Annotated in this window: 12 protein-coding genes; 5 read left to right on the top strand and 7 right to left on the bottom strand. The window is 71.8% G+C overall.

Annotation, left to right across the window (positions count from 1 at the left end):
• Positions 1-52 precede the first annotated feature (52 nt).
• The 5 genes from H9Y04_RS33150 (at position 53) to fabV (ending at position 6,619) form a co-directional block, all read left to right on the top strand.
• Entirely contained in the window at positions 53-1,105 is a 1,053-nt protein-coding gene (locus H9Y04_RS33150) for an Acg family FMN-binding oxidoreductase (protein ID WP_236071795.1), read from the top strand.
• Between the two features lie 16 nt (positions 1,106-1,121).
• Positions 1,122-2,027: a universal stress protein gene (locus tag H9Y04_RS33145; RefSeq protein ID WP_187817834.1), complete on the top strand. Its 906-nt coding sequence runs from the start codon at positions 1,122-1,124 to the stop codon at positions 2,025-2,027.
• A 54-nt stretch (positions 2,028-2,081) separates the two neighbouring features.
• On the top strand, positions 2,082-2,825 hold the full coding sequence (locus tag H9Y04_RS33140; RefSeq protein WP_187817833.1) for an HAD family hydrolase: 744 nt from the start codon (positions 2,082-2,084) through the stop codon (positions 2,823-2,825).
• Positions 2,822-5,236, top strand: coding sequence for a glycoside hydrolase family 65 protein (locus tag H9Y04_RS33135; protein WP_187817832.1), 2,415 nt, complete (start codon positions 2,822-2,824; stop codon positions 5,234-5,236). Before H9Y04_RS33140 ends, H9Y04_RS33135 begins: the two co-directional genes overlap by 4 nt.
• A gap of 183 nt (positions 5,237-5,419) precedes the next feature.
• Positions 5,420-6,619: an enoyl-[acyl-carrier-protein] reductase FabV gene (gene fabV / locus H9Y04_RS33130; RefSeq protein WP_187817831.1), complete on the top strand. Its 1,200-nt coding sequence runs from the start codon at positions 5,420-5,422 to the stop codon at positions 6,617-6,619.
• Between the two features lie 57 nt (positions 6,620-6,676).
• On the opposite strand, the gene H9Y04_RS33125 is transcribed toward fabV, so the two are convergent.
• The 7 genes from H9Y04_RS33125 to H9Y04_RS33095 form a co-directional block, all read right to left on the bottom strand.
• Positions 6,677-7,483, bottom strand: a complete 807-nt coding sequence (locus H9Y04_RS33125; RefSeq protein WP_187817830.1) for a universal stress protein — start codon at positions 7,481-7,483, stop codon at positions 6,677-6,679.
• 173 nt (positions 7,484-7,656) lie between these two features.
• A complete protein-coding gene (locus H9Y04_RS33120; protein ID WP_187817829.1) occupies positions 7,657-8,631 on the bottom strand; it encodes an Acg family FMN-binding oxidoreductase in 975 nt (324 codons plus the stop codon).
• 194 nt (positions 8,632-8,825) lie between these two features.
• Positions 8,826-9,821 carry an Acg family FMN-binding oxidoreductase gene (locus tag H9Y04_RS33115; protein ID WP_187817828.1) on the bottom strand — a complete coding sequence of 332 codons (996 nt, stop codon included), beginning with the start codon at positions 9,819-9,821 and terminating at the stop codon, positions 8,826-8,828.
• Entirely contained in the window at positions 9,794-10,615 is an 822-nt protein-coding gene (narI, locus tag H9Y04_RS33110; RefSeq protein WP_187817827.1) for a respiratory nitrate reductase subunit gamma, read from the bottom strand. Before narI ends, H9Y04_RS33115 begins: the two co-directional genes overlap by 28 nt.
• Positions 10,612-11,241 (bottom strand): nitrate reductase molybdenum cofactor assembly chaperone, encoded by a 630-nt coding sequence (gene narJ, locus H9Y04_RS33105; RefSeq protein ID WP_187817826.1) that lies wholly within the window; start codon positions 11,239-11,241, stop codon positions 10,612-10,614. Before narJ ends, narI begins: the two co-directional genes overlap by 4 nt.
• The gene (gene narH, locus H9Y04_RS33100) at positions 11,238-12,932 is read right to left on the bottom strand and encodes a nitrate reductase subunit beta (RefSeq protein WP_187817825.1); all 1,695 of its coding nucleotides are present in this window, start codon (positions 12,930-12,932) and stop codon (positions 11,238-11,240) included. The genes narJ and narH overlap by 4 nt, the downstream gene beginning before the upstream one ends.
• Positions 12,932-16,612: a nitrate reductase subunit alpha gene (locus H9Y04_RS33095; protein WP_187817824.1), complete on the bottom strand. Its 3,681-nt coding sequence runs from the start codon at positions 16,610-16,612 to the stop codon at positions 12,932-12,934. The genes narH and H9Y04_RS33095 overlap by 1 nt, the downstream gene beginning before the upstream one ends.
• Between the last annotated feature and the right edge of the window lie 61 nt (positions 16,613-16,673).

Below are 16,673 nucleotides of genomic sequence, written 5' to 3'. Positions count from 1 at the left end.
CCCCGGATCACGCTGGAAAGCGAGGCGAACCCACGCACACCAGGAGGACGCCATGGCCAGGCCGCAGGGCACGTCGGCACCACCTCGCCGCTCCGCCGGTGCCCTGCCGGGCGGCCGGGCGCGATCGGCCGCAAGAGCGGACCACGCCGCGCTCCATGTGGTGTCCGCGGCCGTCACCGCGCCTTCGCTGCACAACAGCCAGCCCTGGATCTTCACTTGCCGGGACGGGGAGATCTCGCTGTACGCGGATGCCACCCGCAGGCTGGGGGCGATCGACCCGAACGCCCGTGAGCTGACCATCAGTTGTGGTGCGGCGCTGTTCAATCTGCGGCTTGCGATGCGGCAGCTGGGTTTCCGTCCGGTGGTCCGCGTCTGTCCCGATCCGGGGCGGCCCGGTCTGCTCGCGCGGGTGACCTGGGGCGCGCATGCCGCGGCCACCGCCGAGGAACAGGTGATGCACCGGGCGATGCGGGCACGGCACACCTATCGCGGCCCGTTCCAGGCCACGCCGCTGCCGGCCACGCTCCTGGACGCTCTGCGCGGGCATGCACGAGCCGAGGGCGCCGAGTTCTACCCGCTCGGCGACCGCCGGGAGCAGCTGCGTCTTGCCGATCTCGTCCGCGAAGCCGAGACGTGCCAGCGCAACGATCCCCTCTACGTCACGGAGCTGGCCCGCTGGACCCGGCCGCCGCACGACAGCCGCCGTGACGGTGTGCCCGTGGAAGCGGGCCCCTTCGATCCCGATGCCACGCTCCTGGCGGGGCGGGACTTCAGCGGCTGGACCCACGGCAGGCCCTTCGGCGGTCTGCCCGGGGAGTGGCCCAGCCGCACCGGTCTGATGGTGCTCCTGAACACCCCGCACGACATGCCACAGGACTGGCTGCGGGCCGGACAGGCGCTGCAGCGTGTGCTGCTGTTCGCGGCGGGGCACAAGGTCGCGGCCGCGTTCCACACCCAGCCCCTTGAACTCCCGGCCCTGCGCCCCCAGGTGCGCACGCTGATCGCCTCGGGCCAGGTCCCGCAGATGATCCTGCGCCTGGGCCACTCCAACTGGTCGCTGCGCACACCGCGCCGCGATGTACGCGAGGTCCTGAGCTGCACCTGAGAGGGCGGTGTGCACCATGCAACTCCCCATAGTCGTGGGCGTGGACGGCTCGCCGTCCGCCCTCACCGCGGTCGACTGGGCCGTGGACGAGGCCGGGCGCCGGGACCTGCCGCTGCGGCTCGTGTACGCGTCCCTCGGGGAGGCCGATGGCTCCGGGGAACTCGCCGGCGCGGCCCACCCCGGTGAAGTCGACGGCGCGGCCCACCCCGGTGAACCGCGGCCGGAGCCGCCGCAAGAGATCCTCTCGTCGGCTTCGCGGCGCGCCCAGCGGCGCGACCCAAAGGTGCAGGTCTCCGCCGTGGCCCTCCCCGACGAGGCACGGGCCGCTCTGCTGCGGGAGGCGCGCAACGCGACGCTCCTGGTCGTCGGGCAGCGCGGCCGTGGCACGGTGGCCGAGCTGCTGCTCGGTTCGGTCGGCCTGGCGATGGCCGCGCGGGCGCCCGGCCCTGTGGTCGTGGTGCGCGGCGAAAGCGCGGCGCGCGAGGGCCTGGGCGCACGGATCGTCGTGGGCGTCGGGGACGCAGGGAGCAGTGCGGCCGCGGTCCGGTTCGCCTTCGAGGAGGCCGAGTTGCGGCAGTGCCCCCTGGTGGCCGTACGCACCTGGCGGCGTCCCGCGCACGCGAGCACCGGCCATCCGCTGCTCACGGTGGACTCCGCACACGCCCACGCGGAGCGGGCCTCTGCCCTGCTCACCGACGCACTGCACGAGAACACCGCTGCCCACCCGAAGGTCGACGTGCGACGCCTGACCCTCGAAGGTTCGGCCCGCAAGGTCCTCCTGGAGCTGGCGCTGGAAGCGGATCTGCTGGTCCTGGGTGCCCGCCGCCGGCACGGGTACTTCGGTCTTCAGCTCGGGCACGTGGGCCATACGGCCCTGCACCACGCGGCCTGCCCCGTGGTCGTGGTGCCCCAGCACGGGTGACCGTACGGCTCGCCCCACCCGAAGCACCAACCGCCGATCTGGAAGGCCGAGTTCATGACAGCGCTCCCCGCCCCCTTCAAAGACGTGACCTCGGTCGTGTTCGACACCGACGGGGTGATCACCGACTCGGCACGCGTGCACGCGGCGGCCTGGAAGGCGGCCTTCGACAGCTATCTGGACGAGCACCCGCCGCGGGACCCCGCGCTGCGCGGCCCCTTCGACGTGACGACGGACTACCCCCGGTACGTGGACGGCAAGTCACGGCTGGACGGGGCGGCGGCCTTCCTCGCCGCACGCGGCGCCGACACCTCGCGGGACGCGGTGCGCACCGTGGCCGAGGACAAGGAGGCGCGCTATGTGGCGCGGATGCGCGACGGCGGCATCCCCGCCTATCCCGGGACCGTGCGCCTCCTGCACGTCCTGCGCGGGTGCGGGATCCGTCTGGCCGCCGCGTCGGCCTCCCGGCACGCGCGCGAACTCCTCACACGTACAAAGGTGCTGGACCTCTTCGACGTACTGGTCGACGGAGCGGAGGCGGGACGGCTCGGCCTGCCGGGCAAGCCCGATCCCGCGCTCTTCCTCGAAGCCGCGCGCCGCCTCGGCGCCCCGCCCGGGCGCACCGCGATCGTCGAAGACGCCCTGGCCGGAGTCGAGGCCGGCAGGCGCGGCGGGTTCGGCACGGTCGTCGGAGTCGACCGCGCGGACACGCCACGGTCGGCCGCGGCCCTGCGGGAACACGGCGCCGACCTGGTCGTACGGGATCTCGGAGAGCTGCTCGACACGGAGGTGACCGAATGAGCGGAACCGTCCGGGAGCACGCAACGAGCGGGGCCGTCTGGGAGTACGAGGGATACGCACCGGCCGAGCAGCGGCTGCGCGAGGCCCTGTGCACGCTCGGCAACGGCTGCTTCGCCACCCGTGGCGCGCTGCCGGAATGCTCCGCGGACGACGTGCACTACCCGGGCACGTACGCGGCGGGCTGCTACAACCGGCTGACGTCGACGGTGGGCGGACGGCAGGTCGAGAACGAGGACATGGTCAACCTGCCCAACTGGCTGCCGCTGCGCTTCCGCCTCCTCGGACCCCGGGAAGCGGGCCCTTGGTTCACACCGGACACCACGAAGGTGCTCGACCACCGCCTCACTCTGCACCTGGAAGGCGGGATCCTCGAACGCCGCACGCGGTACGAGGACGGTGAGGGCCGTGTCCTTCTCGTACGGCAGGTGCGTCTGGTGCACATGGCGGATCCCCATCTCGCCGCCCTGCGCACCGAGTTCACCGCGGAGGGCTGGTCGGGCACGCTGGAGGTGGAGTCGGCGCTCGACGCCGCCGTGACCAACGCCGGCGTCCCGCGCTACCGGGACCTCGAAGGCAGGCACCTGACGCGGATCCACACCGGGACCGCGGGACCGGACACGGTGTGGCTGCGCTGCCGGACCAGCTCCTCGGACATCCGTATCGGCATGGCCGCCCGCACCACGTCCGCCACCGGGCAGCCCGCCGCACATCCCTCTGATGCTCAACGGGCCCAGCACCGGCTCCGGTTGCGCCTCTCCCCCGGCCGTACGGCGACCGTGGACAAGACGGTCGCCCTGCACACCTCACGCGATCCGGCGATCAGCGACCCGCTGCGGGCGGCCGTCGACCGCGTGGAGCGCGCGCCGGCTTTCGACGATCTCCTGGACACCCATCTGACCGCCTGGGACCAGCTGTGGCGCAGGGCCGACCTGGACGTGCCCGGCGAGGCGGGCCGCATCCTGCGGCTCCATCTGTTCCACGTCCTGCAGACGCTCTCCCCGCACACCGCTGACCTCGACGTGGGGGTGCCCGCGCGCGGCCTGCACGGGGAGGCGTATCGCGGACATGTCTTCTGGGACGAACTGTTCGTCCTGCCCTACCTGAACCTGCACTTTCCCGAAGTCTCACGCGCGCTGCTCAGCTACCGCCACCGGCGGCTGGAACGGGCCCTGACCGCGGCCGCGGACACCGGACGCGCGGGCGCCATGTACCCGTGGCAGAGCGGCAGCGACGGCCGCGAGGAGACCCAGCTGCTGCACCTCAATCCGCGCTCGGGACGCTGGCTGCCCGATCACTCCCGGCTGCAGCGCCATGTCGCCTCCGCGGTCGCGTACAACGTGTGGCGCTACTGCGAGGCCACCGGGGACACCGAGTTCCTGCACACCAAGGGCGCCGAGATGCTCGTGCAGATCGCCCGCTTCTGGGCGGACTCGGCCACGTACGACGAGAGCCTGGGCCGTTTCCGTATACGGGGAGTCGTCGGCCCGGACGAGTACCACGACGCCTACCCGGGTGCGCGCGAACCGGGCCTGGACGACAACGCCTATACGAATGTCACCGCCGCGTGGGTGCTGGCGCGCACGCTCGATCTGATGGACGCGCTGCCGGAGCCCCGGCGCCGCGAGCTCACCGAGCGCATCGGCCTGGACGGCGGCGAGCTGGAGTCGTGGCGGACCACGGCACGGTTGCTGCACGTGCCCTTCCACTCCGGGGTCATCAGCCAGTTCGAGGGGTACGGCGAACTGGAGGAGCTGGACTGGGTTCTGTACACGCACAAGTACGACGACATCCGGCGCCTCGACCGGATCCTGGAGGCGGAGGGCGACACCGTCAACCGCTATCAGGCCTCCAAACAGGCGGATGTGCTGATGCTCGGCTACCTCTTCTCGCCCACCGAACTACAGGACGTTTTCCGCCAGTTGGGATACCACCTCGACGAGGCGACCTGGGCCCGCACCGTGGACTACTACCTGTCCCGCACCAGTCACGGCTCGACCCTCAGCGGTCTCGTGCACGGCTGGGTCCTCGCGCGCGTACGGCGCGGCGAGGCCTGGAGGTTCGTCGAGGAGGCGCTGCGCGGTGACATCGCCGATCTCCAGGGCGGCACCACCGGCGAGGGCATCCACCTGGGCGCCATGGCGGGCACGCTGGACCTCGTGCAGCGCGGGCTGACCGGCCTGGAGACCCGGGAAGACGCGCTGTGGGCCGACCCCGTGCCGCTGCCGGAACTCTCCGAGTACGGGTTCACCCTCCGCTACCGCGGCCACTGGGGTGTCCGGCTGCGGATCCGTCCCGGTCGGTTGCACCTCTCCGTACCGGCCTCGGACCGCTCCCCCATCACCGTCGAACTGCCCGGCCGCGCGGTCCGCGTGGCGCCGGGTGACAGCTGCGAACTGTCGCTGCCCACCTGACGGTTGCGAACGGTGCGCGGTGGCGGCAGCGCTGGAAGTGGTGGAACACTCCAAGATCGATTCGGTTTCCTTGTCCGCGGCCACGCCCGCTCCCGGTGTCCGTCGTGGCGCAGACTTGCTGGGGCGTGGTGACCCCCGGCAGGTGACCACGGATCAGGCTCAGTCGACCCAAGGGCTGCCATCGTGAGCGAGCGCGTTCTCATGCCCCGCAACCGGGGCTTCCTCTTCCTCGACTCGCACCCAGCGGGCTGCGAGCGGCTGGTGGCCGACGTGTGGCAGGCATGCCCCGACGCTGTCGAGGTGCCGCAGGGGGACGGTCCCGTGGCTCTGATCATCGGCTCTTCGGCGGGATACGGCCTGGCGGCCACGGTCGCAGGCCTCAGGCGGGCCGGCATCCGCGGCATCATGCTCTCTTTCGAGAAGGCCGCCACCGAACGGCGTACCGCCACAGCCGGCTGGTACCGCACCGCCGACATCGCCCGCGCCGCAGGACGGGATCTGGTCTTCCTCAACGGCGACGCGTTCTCCGACACGATGAAGGACCAGGTCGCCGACCTGATCGAGCAGCGTTTCGGCGGCAGGCTGGACCACCTGATCTACTCGGTGGCCGCGCCACGGCGCGTCGACCCGGACACCGGCACCACATACGCCTCCGTCCTCAAGCCGATCGGCCAGGCGTACCGCACCAAGACCCTTGCCTTCGACGACCGGGGCGTTCCCGAGGTGCGCGAGGTCGAGACCGGGCCGGCCGAGGGCGATGACGTCGAGCAGACTGTGGCCGTCATGGGCGGTGCGGACTGGGAACGCTGGATCGACCGCCTGGCCGGTCGGGGACTGCTCGGCGAGGGCTTCACCACCGCCGCACTGTCGTACATCGGATCGCCGCTGACCGCGGCCGTCTACCGGCAGGGCACCATCGGCGCGGCCAAGGCTCACCTGGAGGCCACCGCCCGCACCCTGAACGAGCGGCTCGACAAGACGGTCGGCGGGCGGGCCGTGACCTCCGTCAACGGCGTTGCCGTCACCCAGTCCTCCACCGCCATCCCCGGCATCGCCCTGTACACCGGCCTGCTGCGCGGCGTCCTCGGGCAGAAGCTGGTCCCACCGGCACGTCAGCTTGCCGCCCTGTGGGACCAGCTCACCGGTGCCGCCCCGCTCGTCCTGGACGACGAAGGCCGAGTCCGCCTGGACACCTGGGAACTCGCCGAAGACGTCCAGGCGGCCGTCGCCGAACGCTGGGAGGCCGCCACGACCGACACCATCGCCGGTATCGCTGACCTCGACTGGCTCCATGCCGAAGTCCAGCGCCTGTACGGATTCTCCGTTCCGGGCGTCGACTACACCGCCGCGGTGGCCACCGACATTCCCTGGCCCACCTCCTGATCCCGCCACGGCGCCTGTGCCCATCGGACGTTCACGAAAGGCGCGCGCTCCCGACCCTCAGGACGGCACGACGGCCACAGGCCCCCGCGCCCGCGCCACGACCTCCCGCACGACGGAGCCGAGTCTGGTACGGGACCTGCCGACGACCAGCAGGTCCGCACGCTCGCAGACCTGCGCGAGGGCGGGGGCGACCGCGCCGAGGACGATGTCCTCGTCCACCCGTACCTCGGGGTACTTGTGGCGCCAGGGACGCATGGCGTCGGCCAGGCACTGGGCCCGCTCGTAGAGCCACTCGGAGCGGCCGTCCTCGCGCGAGGGCGGGAACCAGCCGTGCACCGCGCGCAGCCGGTGACGGCGCCGGCGGGCCATGTCGAAGGCGAAGTCCGCAGCCGCCTCGGCCGGGTCGTGGGGGTCGACGGCGAGGGCCACGGCGTGCAGGCCCGCTCCCGTGACCCGGCAGAGCGGCCCGCTCGGCACCAGCACCACCGGCACCAACGCCTGCTCGGCGACGGACAGGGCCACCGATCCGACCGGCAGACCCGCCCAGCCGCCGGCGCCGCGCGTCCCGAGCACCAGGAGCTCGGCGTCCGAGGCGGTGAGCGCGGTGAAGGTCTCCGCGGGCGTACCGGTGAAGTGCACCGCCTTGATCGCCAACTGCGGGTGTTCCACGCACAGTTCCGCTACCAGCGACGCCGGGTCGGTGTCGAGGGACGCCGCGTCGGCGCCGGACGGTGCCGTGACGTCTCGCGTCACGCTCACCACGTGCAGCGGCCGCTCACGCCGCGCGGCCTCCCGGGCCGCCCAGTGCGCGGCGACCCGGCTACGGGTGGAACCGTCGTAACCGGCCACGATCCTCGGCTCCATGTCCGCTCACCCCCGGTGCTCCGATACCCCCGCGGCCGTGGACGACGGGCGGGGCGCCGCGCACTGCACGGTCTCCTGTCAGGGTCGGCCCCCGGCGCCGTGCGGGGAACGGGCCCACCGGGACAGCCTGGTGGGCCGACCGGCCCCTGGCGTTCCGACGGGACGCCGGGCGTTCACTCCGCCAGCAGATGCCGGGCCGTACGCCGCGGTGTGGGAGTGCCGGGCGGACCGTGGCCCAGCCGCAGGAGCATCTGCGCATGGGTGAACGGGGCGTGGGCGGCGGCGAGTTTGAGGCGCAGGTCGGGCCACTCGAGTGCCTGGTGCAGCAAGGAGCTGCGCAGCTGGTGGACGGTGGCCACGAGCAGGATGTGCTGCAGGGCCTGTCCGGCGCGCAGCCAGTCGGCGCGCCGGTCGTGCGCCGTCGTCAGGAGGGCGAGGGCCGGACGGCGCTCGAAGGCGTCGGACGGCAGGTCCCCGCGGTGCCGGTGGACTCCGAAGTCCCGCATCGGCAGCTGCTCGAAGGAGTCCTGCGGGCCGGCCGCGTCCACGGGCAGTCCGACGTCACGGTGCCCGCCCGTCCACCGCCGGCTCTCCGCCGCGCGGTCGGCATCGGACCTGTTGCGGCGCTCCGCCTGCGCGGTCACCCGCAACACCCGTGCCGCTTCGGCGGGTTCAGGGAAGTGGAGCGCGCAGCCTTCGGCGTGCGCCGCCTCGGTCAGCTCGTTGCGTACCGGCAGCGGTATATCGGTGTCGGTGAAGGGCAGCCGGCTGCTGCGCCGCCGCCAGATGGCCTCGTACAGGTCGTTGCGGCGGGAGTTCGCCGCGCGCGCGGCCTCGGTCAGCCGCACGGTGGCGAGCAGGCCGGGCCGTCCGGGGTCCGGCAGGGACCGGGTGACCGGCAGCCAGCCGAAGTGCGCGACGGCCAGCTGGAGGTTGAACACGGCCGCCCCGGCCGCCAGGTGCAGCGCACGCCCGTGCGGATCTTCGTGCGGCAGGCTGCGCTCGGTGGCCGCGTGCAGCTCGATCGTCAGGGAATCCGGATCGAGCCGGAAGCGCCAGGGCTGGGTGTTGTGCATCGAAGGGGCCGCGACGGCCGCTGTGACGAGGTGCTCAAGGGTCGCTGCGTCCAAGGTGGTGGCCTGGTCCATCACGCTCCCCCCTCCTGTGCCGACGGGGCGTCGTACCGGGTCAACCGACACTGTCACCCCGCCGGACGCCCGGCGGGCAGGGCCTGTTGGTCCCGACCCGTCCGCCGGTCGGCCCCGTAACCCGTCGTGAACGTGCCCACCAGGGCCTCCCCGTACGGGAGTTGAGGCACCTCCGCGAGATCCCCGGGAGGCAGTCAGTCGACGTCGAGCACCTCGTGCACAGGACGCCGGGGCGTGGTGGGACCGGCCGGTCCGTGGCCGAGGCGCAGCACCATGTGCACGTGCCCCATGGTGGAGAGGGGGTCGCGGACCAGCTGGCGCAGGTCGGGCCATTCCAGCGCGTGCGAGGTCAGCGAGGTGGCAAGGCCCTGCCGGGTGGCCAGGAGCAGCACCCGCTGCATGGCCTGTCCCGCGCGCAGCCAGTTGGCGGGCCGGTCCTCGCGGGTGCCGAGGAGCGCGAGGTGCGGAATGTTCTCGAAGGCGTCGGAGCCGCGCCCGGCCGCCGGACTGCGCCCGGCGAAGTCACGCACGGGCGCCTTGCCGGACCGCTTCCTGGGCCCGAAGGCGTACTCCGGAATGCCGTCCCCGGAGGGGTCGATCTCCTCGAAGCCGCTGCCGGGCCTGGTCCATCGCCGGATGTCCTCGAACCGTTCGGGATCGAGGGTGTCCCGCCCCTCGGCGTCCTGGACGAGGCCGAGAACCGTCTCCGCATGCCAGGCCTCGGCGAAGAGCAGCTGTGCGCCCTCCTGGCGGGCGGCCTCGCGCAACAGCTCCTGTACATCGGCCGGGATCTCCTTCTCCGAGAACGGCTGCCGGCTGGTGTGGCGCTCGTGCACCGCGGCGAACAGGGCGGCCAGGCCCTGGTCGGGTGCGGTGGTGTCGTCGAGGCGGACGGTGGCCAGGAGCTCCGGGTCCGCCGGGTCGGGCAGCACTTTCGTGCGGGTGTGCAGCCCGCTGTGTGCCGCTGCGACGCGCAGGTTGAACAGGGCCGCTCCGCAGCCCAGGTGGAGCGCGCGGCCGTCCGGGTCGGTGCGCGGCATGCTGCGCTCGGGGTCCGCCCGTACCTCGAAGGTGCCGGTGGCGGTGTGGAAGCGGAATCGCCAGGGCTGGGCGTTGTGCATCGACGGTGCGGCCGTGGCGGCGGTGACCAGGGCCATGGCCGTCAGTGTCTCGAGCGGTTGCGCGGCCATCGTGGGCCTCCCTCCGGGGTGCCGGAGTACGGTGCGCCGGCGCCCGTGGTGCTTTCAGGATAGTCGCCCGGGCGGCCCTCCCAGCCTCGGCGAGGGGTCCTCGCGGGGGCGGCCGTACGGGAGCGGTAGAGGACGTACGGCCTCAGCAGGTATCCGACGGGTGCGGTGAAGGCGTGTACGAGGCGGGTGAAGGGCCATAGGGCGAAGAGCAGCAGGCCGATGAGCGTGTGCAGGTGGAACGAGAAGGGCGCCTCGGCCATGGCCTCGATATCGGGCCGCAGCACGAACAGGGAGCGGAACCAGGGCGAGACCGTCTCCCGGTAGTTGTGCTGCTCACCGACCGCCCCGGATCCGGCCAGGGTGGTGGCGAGACCCGCGACGAGCGCGGCGAGCAGGACGGCGTACATCGCCTTGTCGTTGCGGGTGGTGGCCATGAACACCGGTCCGGTGGTGCGCCGCCGGTAGATCAGGATGCCGATGCCCACGAGGGTGCACAGGCCCGCGACCGTCCCGAGGGCGATCGCCTGCACGTGGTACGCGCCCTCGGAGAGCCCCGCCGCGGAGGTCCAGCTCTCCGGGACGACCAGGCCGATCACATGGCCGACGATCACGACGAGGATCCCGAAGTGGAACAGGGGGCTGCCGATGCGCAGCAGCCGTGACTCGTACAGCTGTGAGGAGCGGGTGGTCCAGCCGAACTGGTCGTAGCGGTAGCGCCAGACGGTGCCGCCGATCAGCACGGCGAGCGTGACGTAGGGCAGCACGCCCCACAGGAGGATGTCGGTCGTGCTCATCGGCGGGCTCCCCCGGGTTCGGGTGCGGGATAGGGATCGAGGCCGACGGTCTCGCTCGGCGGTCCCTGGCGGGCCAGGCGGCGGGCGGCGGCCCGGTCCTGCGGGGAGGGGCCGGGCAGCAGGGCGCAGACCGCGGCCACGGCGGCCGCGTACGGCGAGCCCGCTTCGCGCAGTGCGAGGCGGAGCAGTTCGAGGCCGGCGCGGTGCTCCTGGAGCAGCATCAGGCCGTCGGCCAGGTCCCCGGTGGCCGCGTATTCGAGGACGACCGGAAGGTGGTCGGGCAGCTCACGCCCGTCGAGCTCGAGGCCCGCCCTGCGGTAGCGGGCCTTCAGGTCGGCCAGTGCCTGGCCTCGGCGCCGGGTCTCGCCGTCGGCCCACCAGGTCAGGTACAGGCAGCAGCGCCGCCGGCGGTCGAGGAGGGCGACATAGTGTTCGGCGAGCTGGCGGGGCGGGGCCGTGGCGATGTGGTCGAGCAGCGTGGTCAGTGCGGTGTGGGAGGTCCCCGGCCGCAGGCCGGCGACAGCAGCGGCGACCAGCGGGAGCCGGTCGCGGACGGTGTCGTCGGGGTACTGCAGCAGCAGGGAGGCGGCCTGGCAGATGACGGCGGCGTCGCGGGGGCTGGTCATGAGGTCTCCCCGGGCTTCTCCGCTGATCCGTGCCCGGATGCCGTCGGCGGGAAGAGCCCGTCGGGGCGCCCCTTGCCGTCCCAGTTGAGCAGGTTGACCCGTGCACCCCGCTGTCCGGGGTCGGCGATCCCGGAGCTCGACTGGCGTTCCCTGAGCGCGTGGAACGTCTCGACCGAGACCGGCATCGGCTGCCCCGAGGCCTCCCCGAACGGCCCGCTCGCGTACATGCCTGGCCCGTCCTCGAAGTCGAGGCTGCACATGCTCTCCTCCAGACGCCGCCCGTCGGCCTCATGCGCACTGGGGATCACGTAGCGCTCCTCGTACTTCGCCACGCCCAACAGCCGGTACAGCTCGGTGACTTCGCCGCCGGTCATACCGGCCTTCGCGGCCACCGCCTCGTCCGGCTGCTCACCGAGGTTGACCGCGCGCATGTACGAGCGCATCGCGGACAGCTTGCGCAGCACACGCCGCACGGGTTCGGGGTCCCCGGCGGTGAAGAGTTCCGCGAGGTACTCGACCGGGATGCGCAGGGTGTCGATGGCGCCGAAGAGGTTGCCCGCGTCCTCGCCGTCGTGGCCCGTCCCGGACAGCGCGTCGACCACCGGGGACAGCGGCGGGATGTACCAGACCATCGGCATGGTGCGGAACTCCGGATGAAGGGGCAAGGCGACACGGTGGCGTTTCGCCAAGGCGTACACCGGGGAGCGGCGGGCCGCCTCCAGCCAGTCCTCGGGGATCCCGTCACGCCGCGCGGCGGAGACCACCTCGGGGTCGGACGGGTCGAGGAACAGGTCGAGTTGGGCCTCGTACAGGTCCTTCTCGTCCTCGGCGGACGCGGCCTCGCCGACCCGGTCCGCGTCGTACAGGACGAGTCCGAGATAACGCAGCCGCCCCACACAGGTCTCCGAGCAGACGGTGGGCAGCCCGACCTCGACGCGCGGGTAGCACATCGTGCACTTCTCGGCCTTGCCGGTGCGGTGGTTGAAGTAGACCTTCTTGTACGGGCAGCCCGTCACGCACTGCCGCCAGCCGCGGCAGCGGTCCTGGTCGACCAGGACGATCCCGTCCTCCGCGCGCTTGTACATCGCTCCGGAGGGGCAGGAGGCGACGCAGGACGGGTTGAGGCAGTGCTCGCAGATCCGCGGCAGATAGAACATGTACGCCTGCTCGAACGCGAACCGTACCTTGTCGTCCGCTTCCTGGCGCAGGCGCTGCACCATGGGGTCGAGCTCGGCGTTGTCCGGTCCGCCGCCGAGGTTGTCGTCCCAGTTGGCGCCCCATTCGACGCTCATCTCCTCGCCGGAGATCAGGGACTTGGGCCGTGCCACCGGGAAGTCGTCGCCGAGCGGTGCGCTGGTGAGCTGTTCGTAGTCGTACGTCCAGGGCTCGTAGTAGTCGTCGATGGTCGGCATGACGGGGTTGGCGAAGATCCCGAGCAGCTTGCGGATCCGTCCTCCCGCCCGGAGTTTGAGCCGTCCGCGGCGAGTGCGGACCCAGCCGCCGCGCCACTGTTCCTGGTCCTGGTAGCGGCGTGGATAGCCCTGTCCGGGGCGGGTCTCCACATTGTTGAACCAGACGTACTCGGTGCCGCTGCGGTTGGTCCACGCCTGCTTGCAGGTCACGGAACAGGTGTGGCAGCCGATGCATTTGTCGAGGTTCATCACCATCGCGATCTGACCCATGACCCGCATCAGTACGTCACCTCCTGGTTGCGGCGGCGGATGACGGTGACCTCGTCGCGCTGGTTGCCTGTCGGGCCCAGGTAGTTGAAGGCGAAGGACAACTGGGCGTAGCCGCCGATCAGATGGGTGGGTTTGATCAGCACCCGGGTCAGGGAGTTGTGGATGCCGCCGCGCCTCCCGTTGGTCTCGGCCACCGGCACGTTGACCACCCGTTCCTGGGCGTGGTGGACGTAGACCGTGCCGGCGGGCATGCGGTGCGAGACGACGGCGCGCAGCACCATCACGCCGTTGCGGTTCACGGCCTCCACCCAGTCGTTGTCGGCCACGTCGATCGCGGCGGCGTCCTCGGGGCTCATCCACACCGTGGGTCCGCCGCGCGACAGCGTGAGCATCAGGAGGTTGTCCTGGTACTCGGAGTGGATCGACCACTTGGAGTGCGGGGTCAGGTAGCGCACGACGACCTGTTTCTGCCCGTCGGGGCCGAGTGCGGGTTCGCCGAAGAGCCGCTGCATGTCGAGCGGCGGCCGGTACACGGGCAGGGTCTCGCCGAACTCGTGCATCCAGTCGTGGTCGAGCAGGAAGTGCATCCGCCCGGTGAGGGTGTGCCAGGGCTTGAGTTCCTCGACGTTGGTGGTGAACGGGGCGTAGCGGCGGCCGCCGGTCTCACTGCCCGACCACTCCGGCGAAGTGATCACAGGGACGGGCCGAGCCTGGGTGTCGGCGAACGTGATCCGCCGTTCCTCGCTGCCTTCGGCGAGATGGGCGAGCTCCCGCCCGATCCGCTGCTCCGCCGTACGGAAACCCTGGACGGCGAGCCGGCCGTTGGTGGTCCCGGACAGGGCCAGGATCGCCTCGGCCATCTTGGCGTCGGTGTCCAGGGCGGGCCGCCCGTCGCCGGCGCCGCCGAGCATCAGGCCGCCACTGCGGCCGAGTTGCTCCACCTCCTCGTCGGGGTGGAGGACGAGTCCCTTGACGGGCAGGCCGAGGCGTTCGGCGAGGGGGCCGAGGGAGGCGAGTTTGTCGGCGATGGCCGCGTAGTCCCGTTCCACGACCGTCAGTTGCGGCATGGTGCGGCCCGGCTCCGGCAACCCGTCGGCCGTCGCCCGGTCCCGTACAACTCCCAGCGGCTGGGCGGTCTCACCCGGGGTGTCGTGCTGCAGCGCTGTGGCCACCAAGTCCCGGCGCACGCCGAGGTGTTCGCGGGCCAGTTCGCTGAAGCGGCGGGCTATCGCGGTGAAGGCGTCGAAGTCGGATCGGGTCTCCCAGGGCGGGTCGATCGCCGGGGTGAAGGCGTGCACGAAGGGGTGCATGTCGGTGGAGGACAGATCGTGCTTCTCGTACCAGGTGGCCGCGGGCAGCACGATGTCCGCGAGCAGCGTCGAGCTCGTCATGCGGAAGTCGAGCGCGAGCAGCAGGTCGAGCTTTCCCTCGGGCGCCTCCTCGCGCCAGCGGACGTCCCGCGGCCGCAGGTCGGGGGGCGTCTCCTCGGCTCGTAGTGTGCTGTGCGTGCCGAGGAGGTGCTTGAGGAAGTACTCGTTGCCCTTCGCCGACGAGCCGAGCAGATTGGCCCGCCAAAGGGTCAGCACGCGCGGCCAGTTCTGCGGTGCGTCCGGGTCCTGGCAGGCCCAGCCCAGCTCGCCGGCCGCGAGTTTCCCGGCGACGTACGCGGTGGCGTCGCCGCCCGCTTCGTCGGCCAGGTCGAGGGGGTTGCGGTCGAAGGTCGGATACGAGGGCATCCAGCCCAGGCGCGCGGAGAGGGCCAGGGTGTCGGCGGTGTGCATCCCGGCCAGGTCGCCCCGCGCGAGCGGCGAGGTGAGCGCGTCGGCGCGGTAGCCGTCGTAACGCCACTGGTCGGTGTGCGTGTACCAGTACGCCGTGCCGATCATCTGGCGAGGCGGTCGCTGCCAGTCCGTGGCCATGGCGAGGGTGGACCAGCCGGTGACCGGGCGGCACTTCTCCTGTCCGACGTAGTGGGCCCAGCCGCCGCCGTTGCGGCCGAGCGCTCCGGTCAGCATGAGGAGCGCGAGGATCGCACGGTAGGTGGTGTCGCCATGGAACCACTGGCAGATACCCGCCCCCATGATGATCATCGTGCGTCCGCCGGACTGTTCGGCGTTGGCCGCCATCTCGCGGGCCACGCGCAGGGCGGTCGCGGCAGGGACCGAGGTGTGCCGCTCCTGCCAGGCCGGGGTGTACGGCTGTTCGGCGTCGTCGTATCCGCCGGGCCAGCGCCCGGGCAGTCCGTCGCGCGCCACGCCGTACTGCGCGAGCATCAGGTCGAAGACGGTGGTCACGCGGCATCCGGCGATCATCCGGGTCGGTACGCCGCGCCTGAGCACGCCCGCCTCGGGCTCGTCGAACCGCGGCAGCAGCACTTCGACGGGTTCGGCGCCTTCCTCTCCGTACAGCGTCAACTGCGGGCTGATATCGCCGAGTTCGAGGTTCCACCGCCCCTTGCCGGACTCCGTCCAGCGCTCCCCCATCGTGCCCTTCGGCACAACAGGTTCACCGGTCCGCCCGTCGAGCAGCACCGTCTTCCACTCGGCGCCCTCCACCGTGTCCCCGAGGTCGCACGCGCGCAGGAACTTGCCCGGCACGAAGCCCCCTTCGCGTTCCGCCAGGGTGACCAGGAACGGCAGGTCCGTGTACTGGCGTACGTAATCGACGAAGAACGGCACGCGGCGCTCGACGAAGCACTCGCGCAGGATCACCTGGCCCATGGCCATCGCCAGGGCGCCGTCCGTGCCCGGCTGCGCGGGCAGCCACTCGTCGGCGAACTTGGTGTTGTCCGCGTAGTCCGGGGAGACCACGACCACCTTCTGGCCCTTGTAGCGGGCCTCGGCCATCCAGTGCGCGTCGGGGGTCCGGGTCACGGGGACGTTCGAGCCCCACATCAGCAGATACGCAGCGTTCCACCAGTCGCCCGACTCGGGCACGTCGGTCTGGTCGCCGAAGACCTGGGGTGAGGCGACGGGCAGGTCGGCGTACCAGTCGTAGAACGAGGTCATGCAGCCGCCGACGAGCTCGACGAAGCGGGACCCGACCGCGTGCGACACCATCGACATCGCCGGGATCGGCGAGAACCCGGCGATCCGGTCGGGGCCCCAGGCCCTGATCGTGTGCACATGCGCGGCGGCGATCATCTCGACGGCCTCGTCCCAGCGCACCCGTACGTGCCCGCCCTTGCCGCGCGCCCGCTGGTAGGCGCGGCGCCTTTCGGGGTCGCTCTGGATGTCGGCCCAGGCGAGCACCGGATCGCCGAGCCGCCGCTTGGCCTCGCGGTACTGCTCGACCAACACCCCGCGCGCGTAGGGGAAACGGATTCGGGTCGGCGAGTAGGTGTACCAGGAGAACGCGGCGCCCCGGGGGCAGCCTCGCGGCTCGTACTCGGGCGAGTCGGGGCCGACCGACGGATAGTCGGTCTCCTGGCTCTCCCAGGTGATGATCCCGTCCTTGACGTACACCTTCCACGAGCACGAACCGGTGCAGTTCACGCCGTGCGTGGAGCGCACCACCTTGTCGTGGCTCCACCGGTCCCGGTAGAAGACATCGCCCTCGCGTCCGCCCTCGCGGAACAACGCCCGTCCGTCGTCGGACACTTCGCCGGGCGTGAAGAACCTTCCGGCGCGCAGGAGTGCGTCAGCCGCCGAGTGTCCGGAACCGGTGGGGAATTGTGTGCTGTCTGCCACGAGCGACACCTCAAAGCTGCATGGGCCGGATTGGCACGGCGCGGCGGCGGCCGGCGCCGCG

Source organism: Streptomyces polyasparticus, assembly GCF_014493765.1.
In the GTDB taxonomy this organism is placed as follows: Bacteria; Actinomycetota; Actinomycetes; order Streptomycetales; family Streptomycetaceae; genus Streptomyces; species Streptomyces polyasparticus.
The sequence above is the reverse complement of the archived record's forward strand: the minus strand, read 5'-3'. Positions and strand labels throughout refer to the sequence as shown.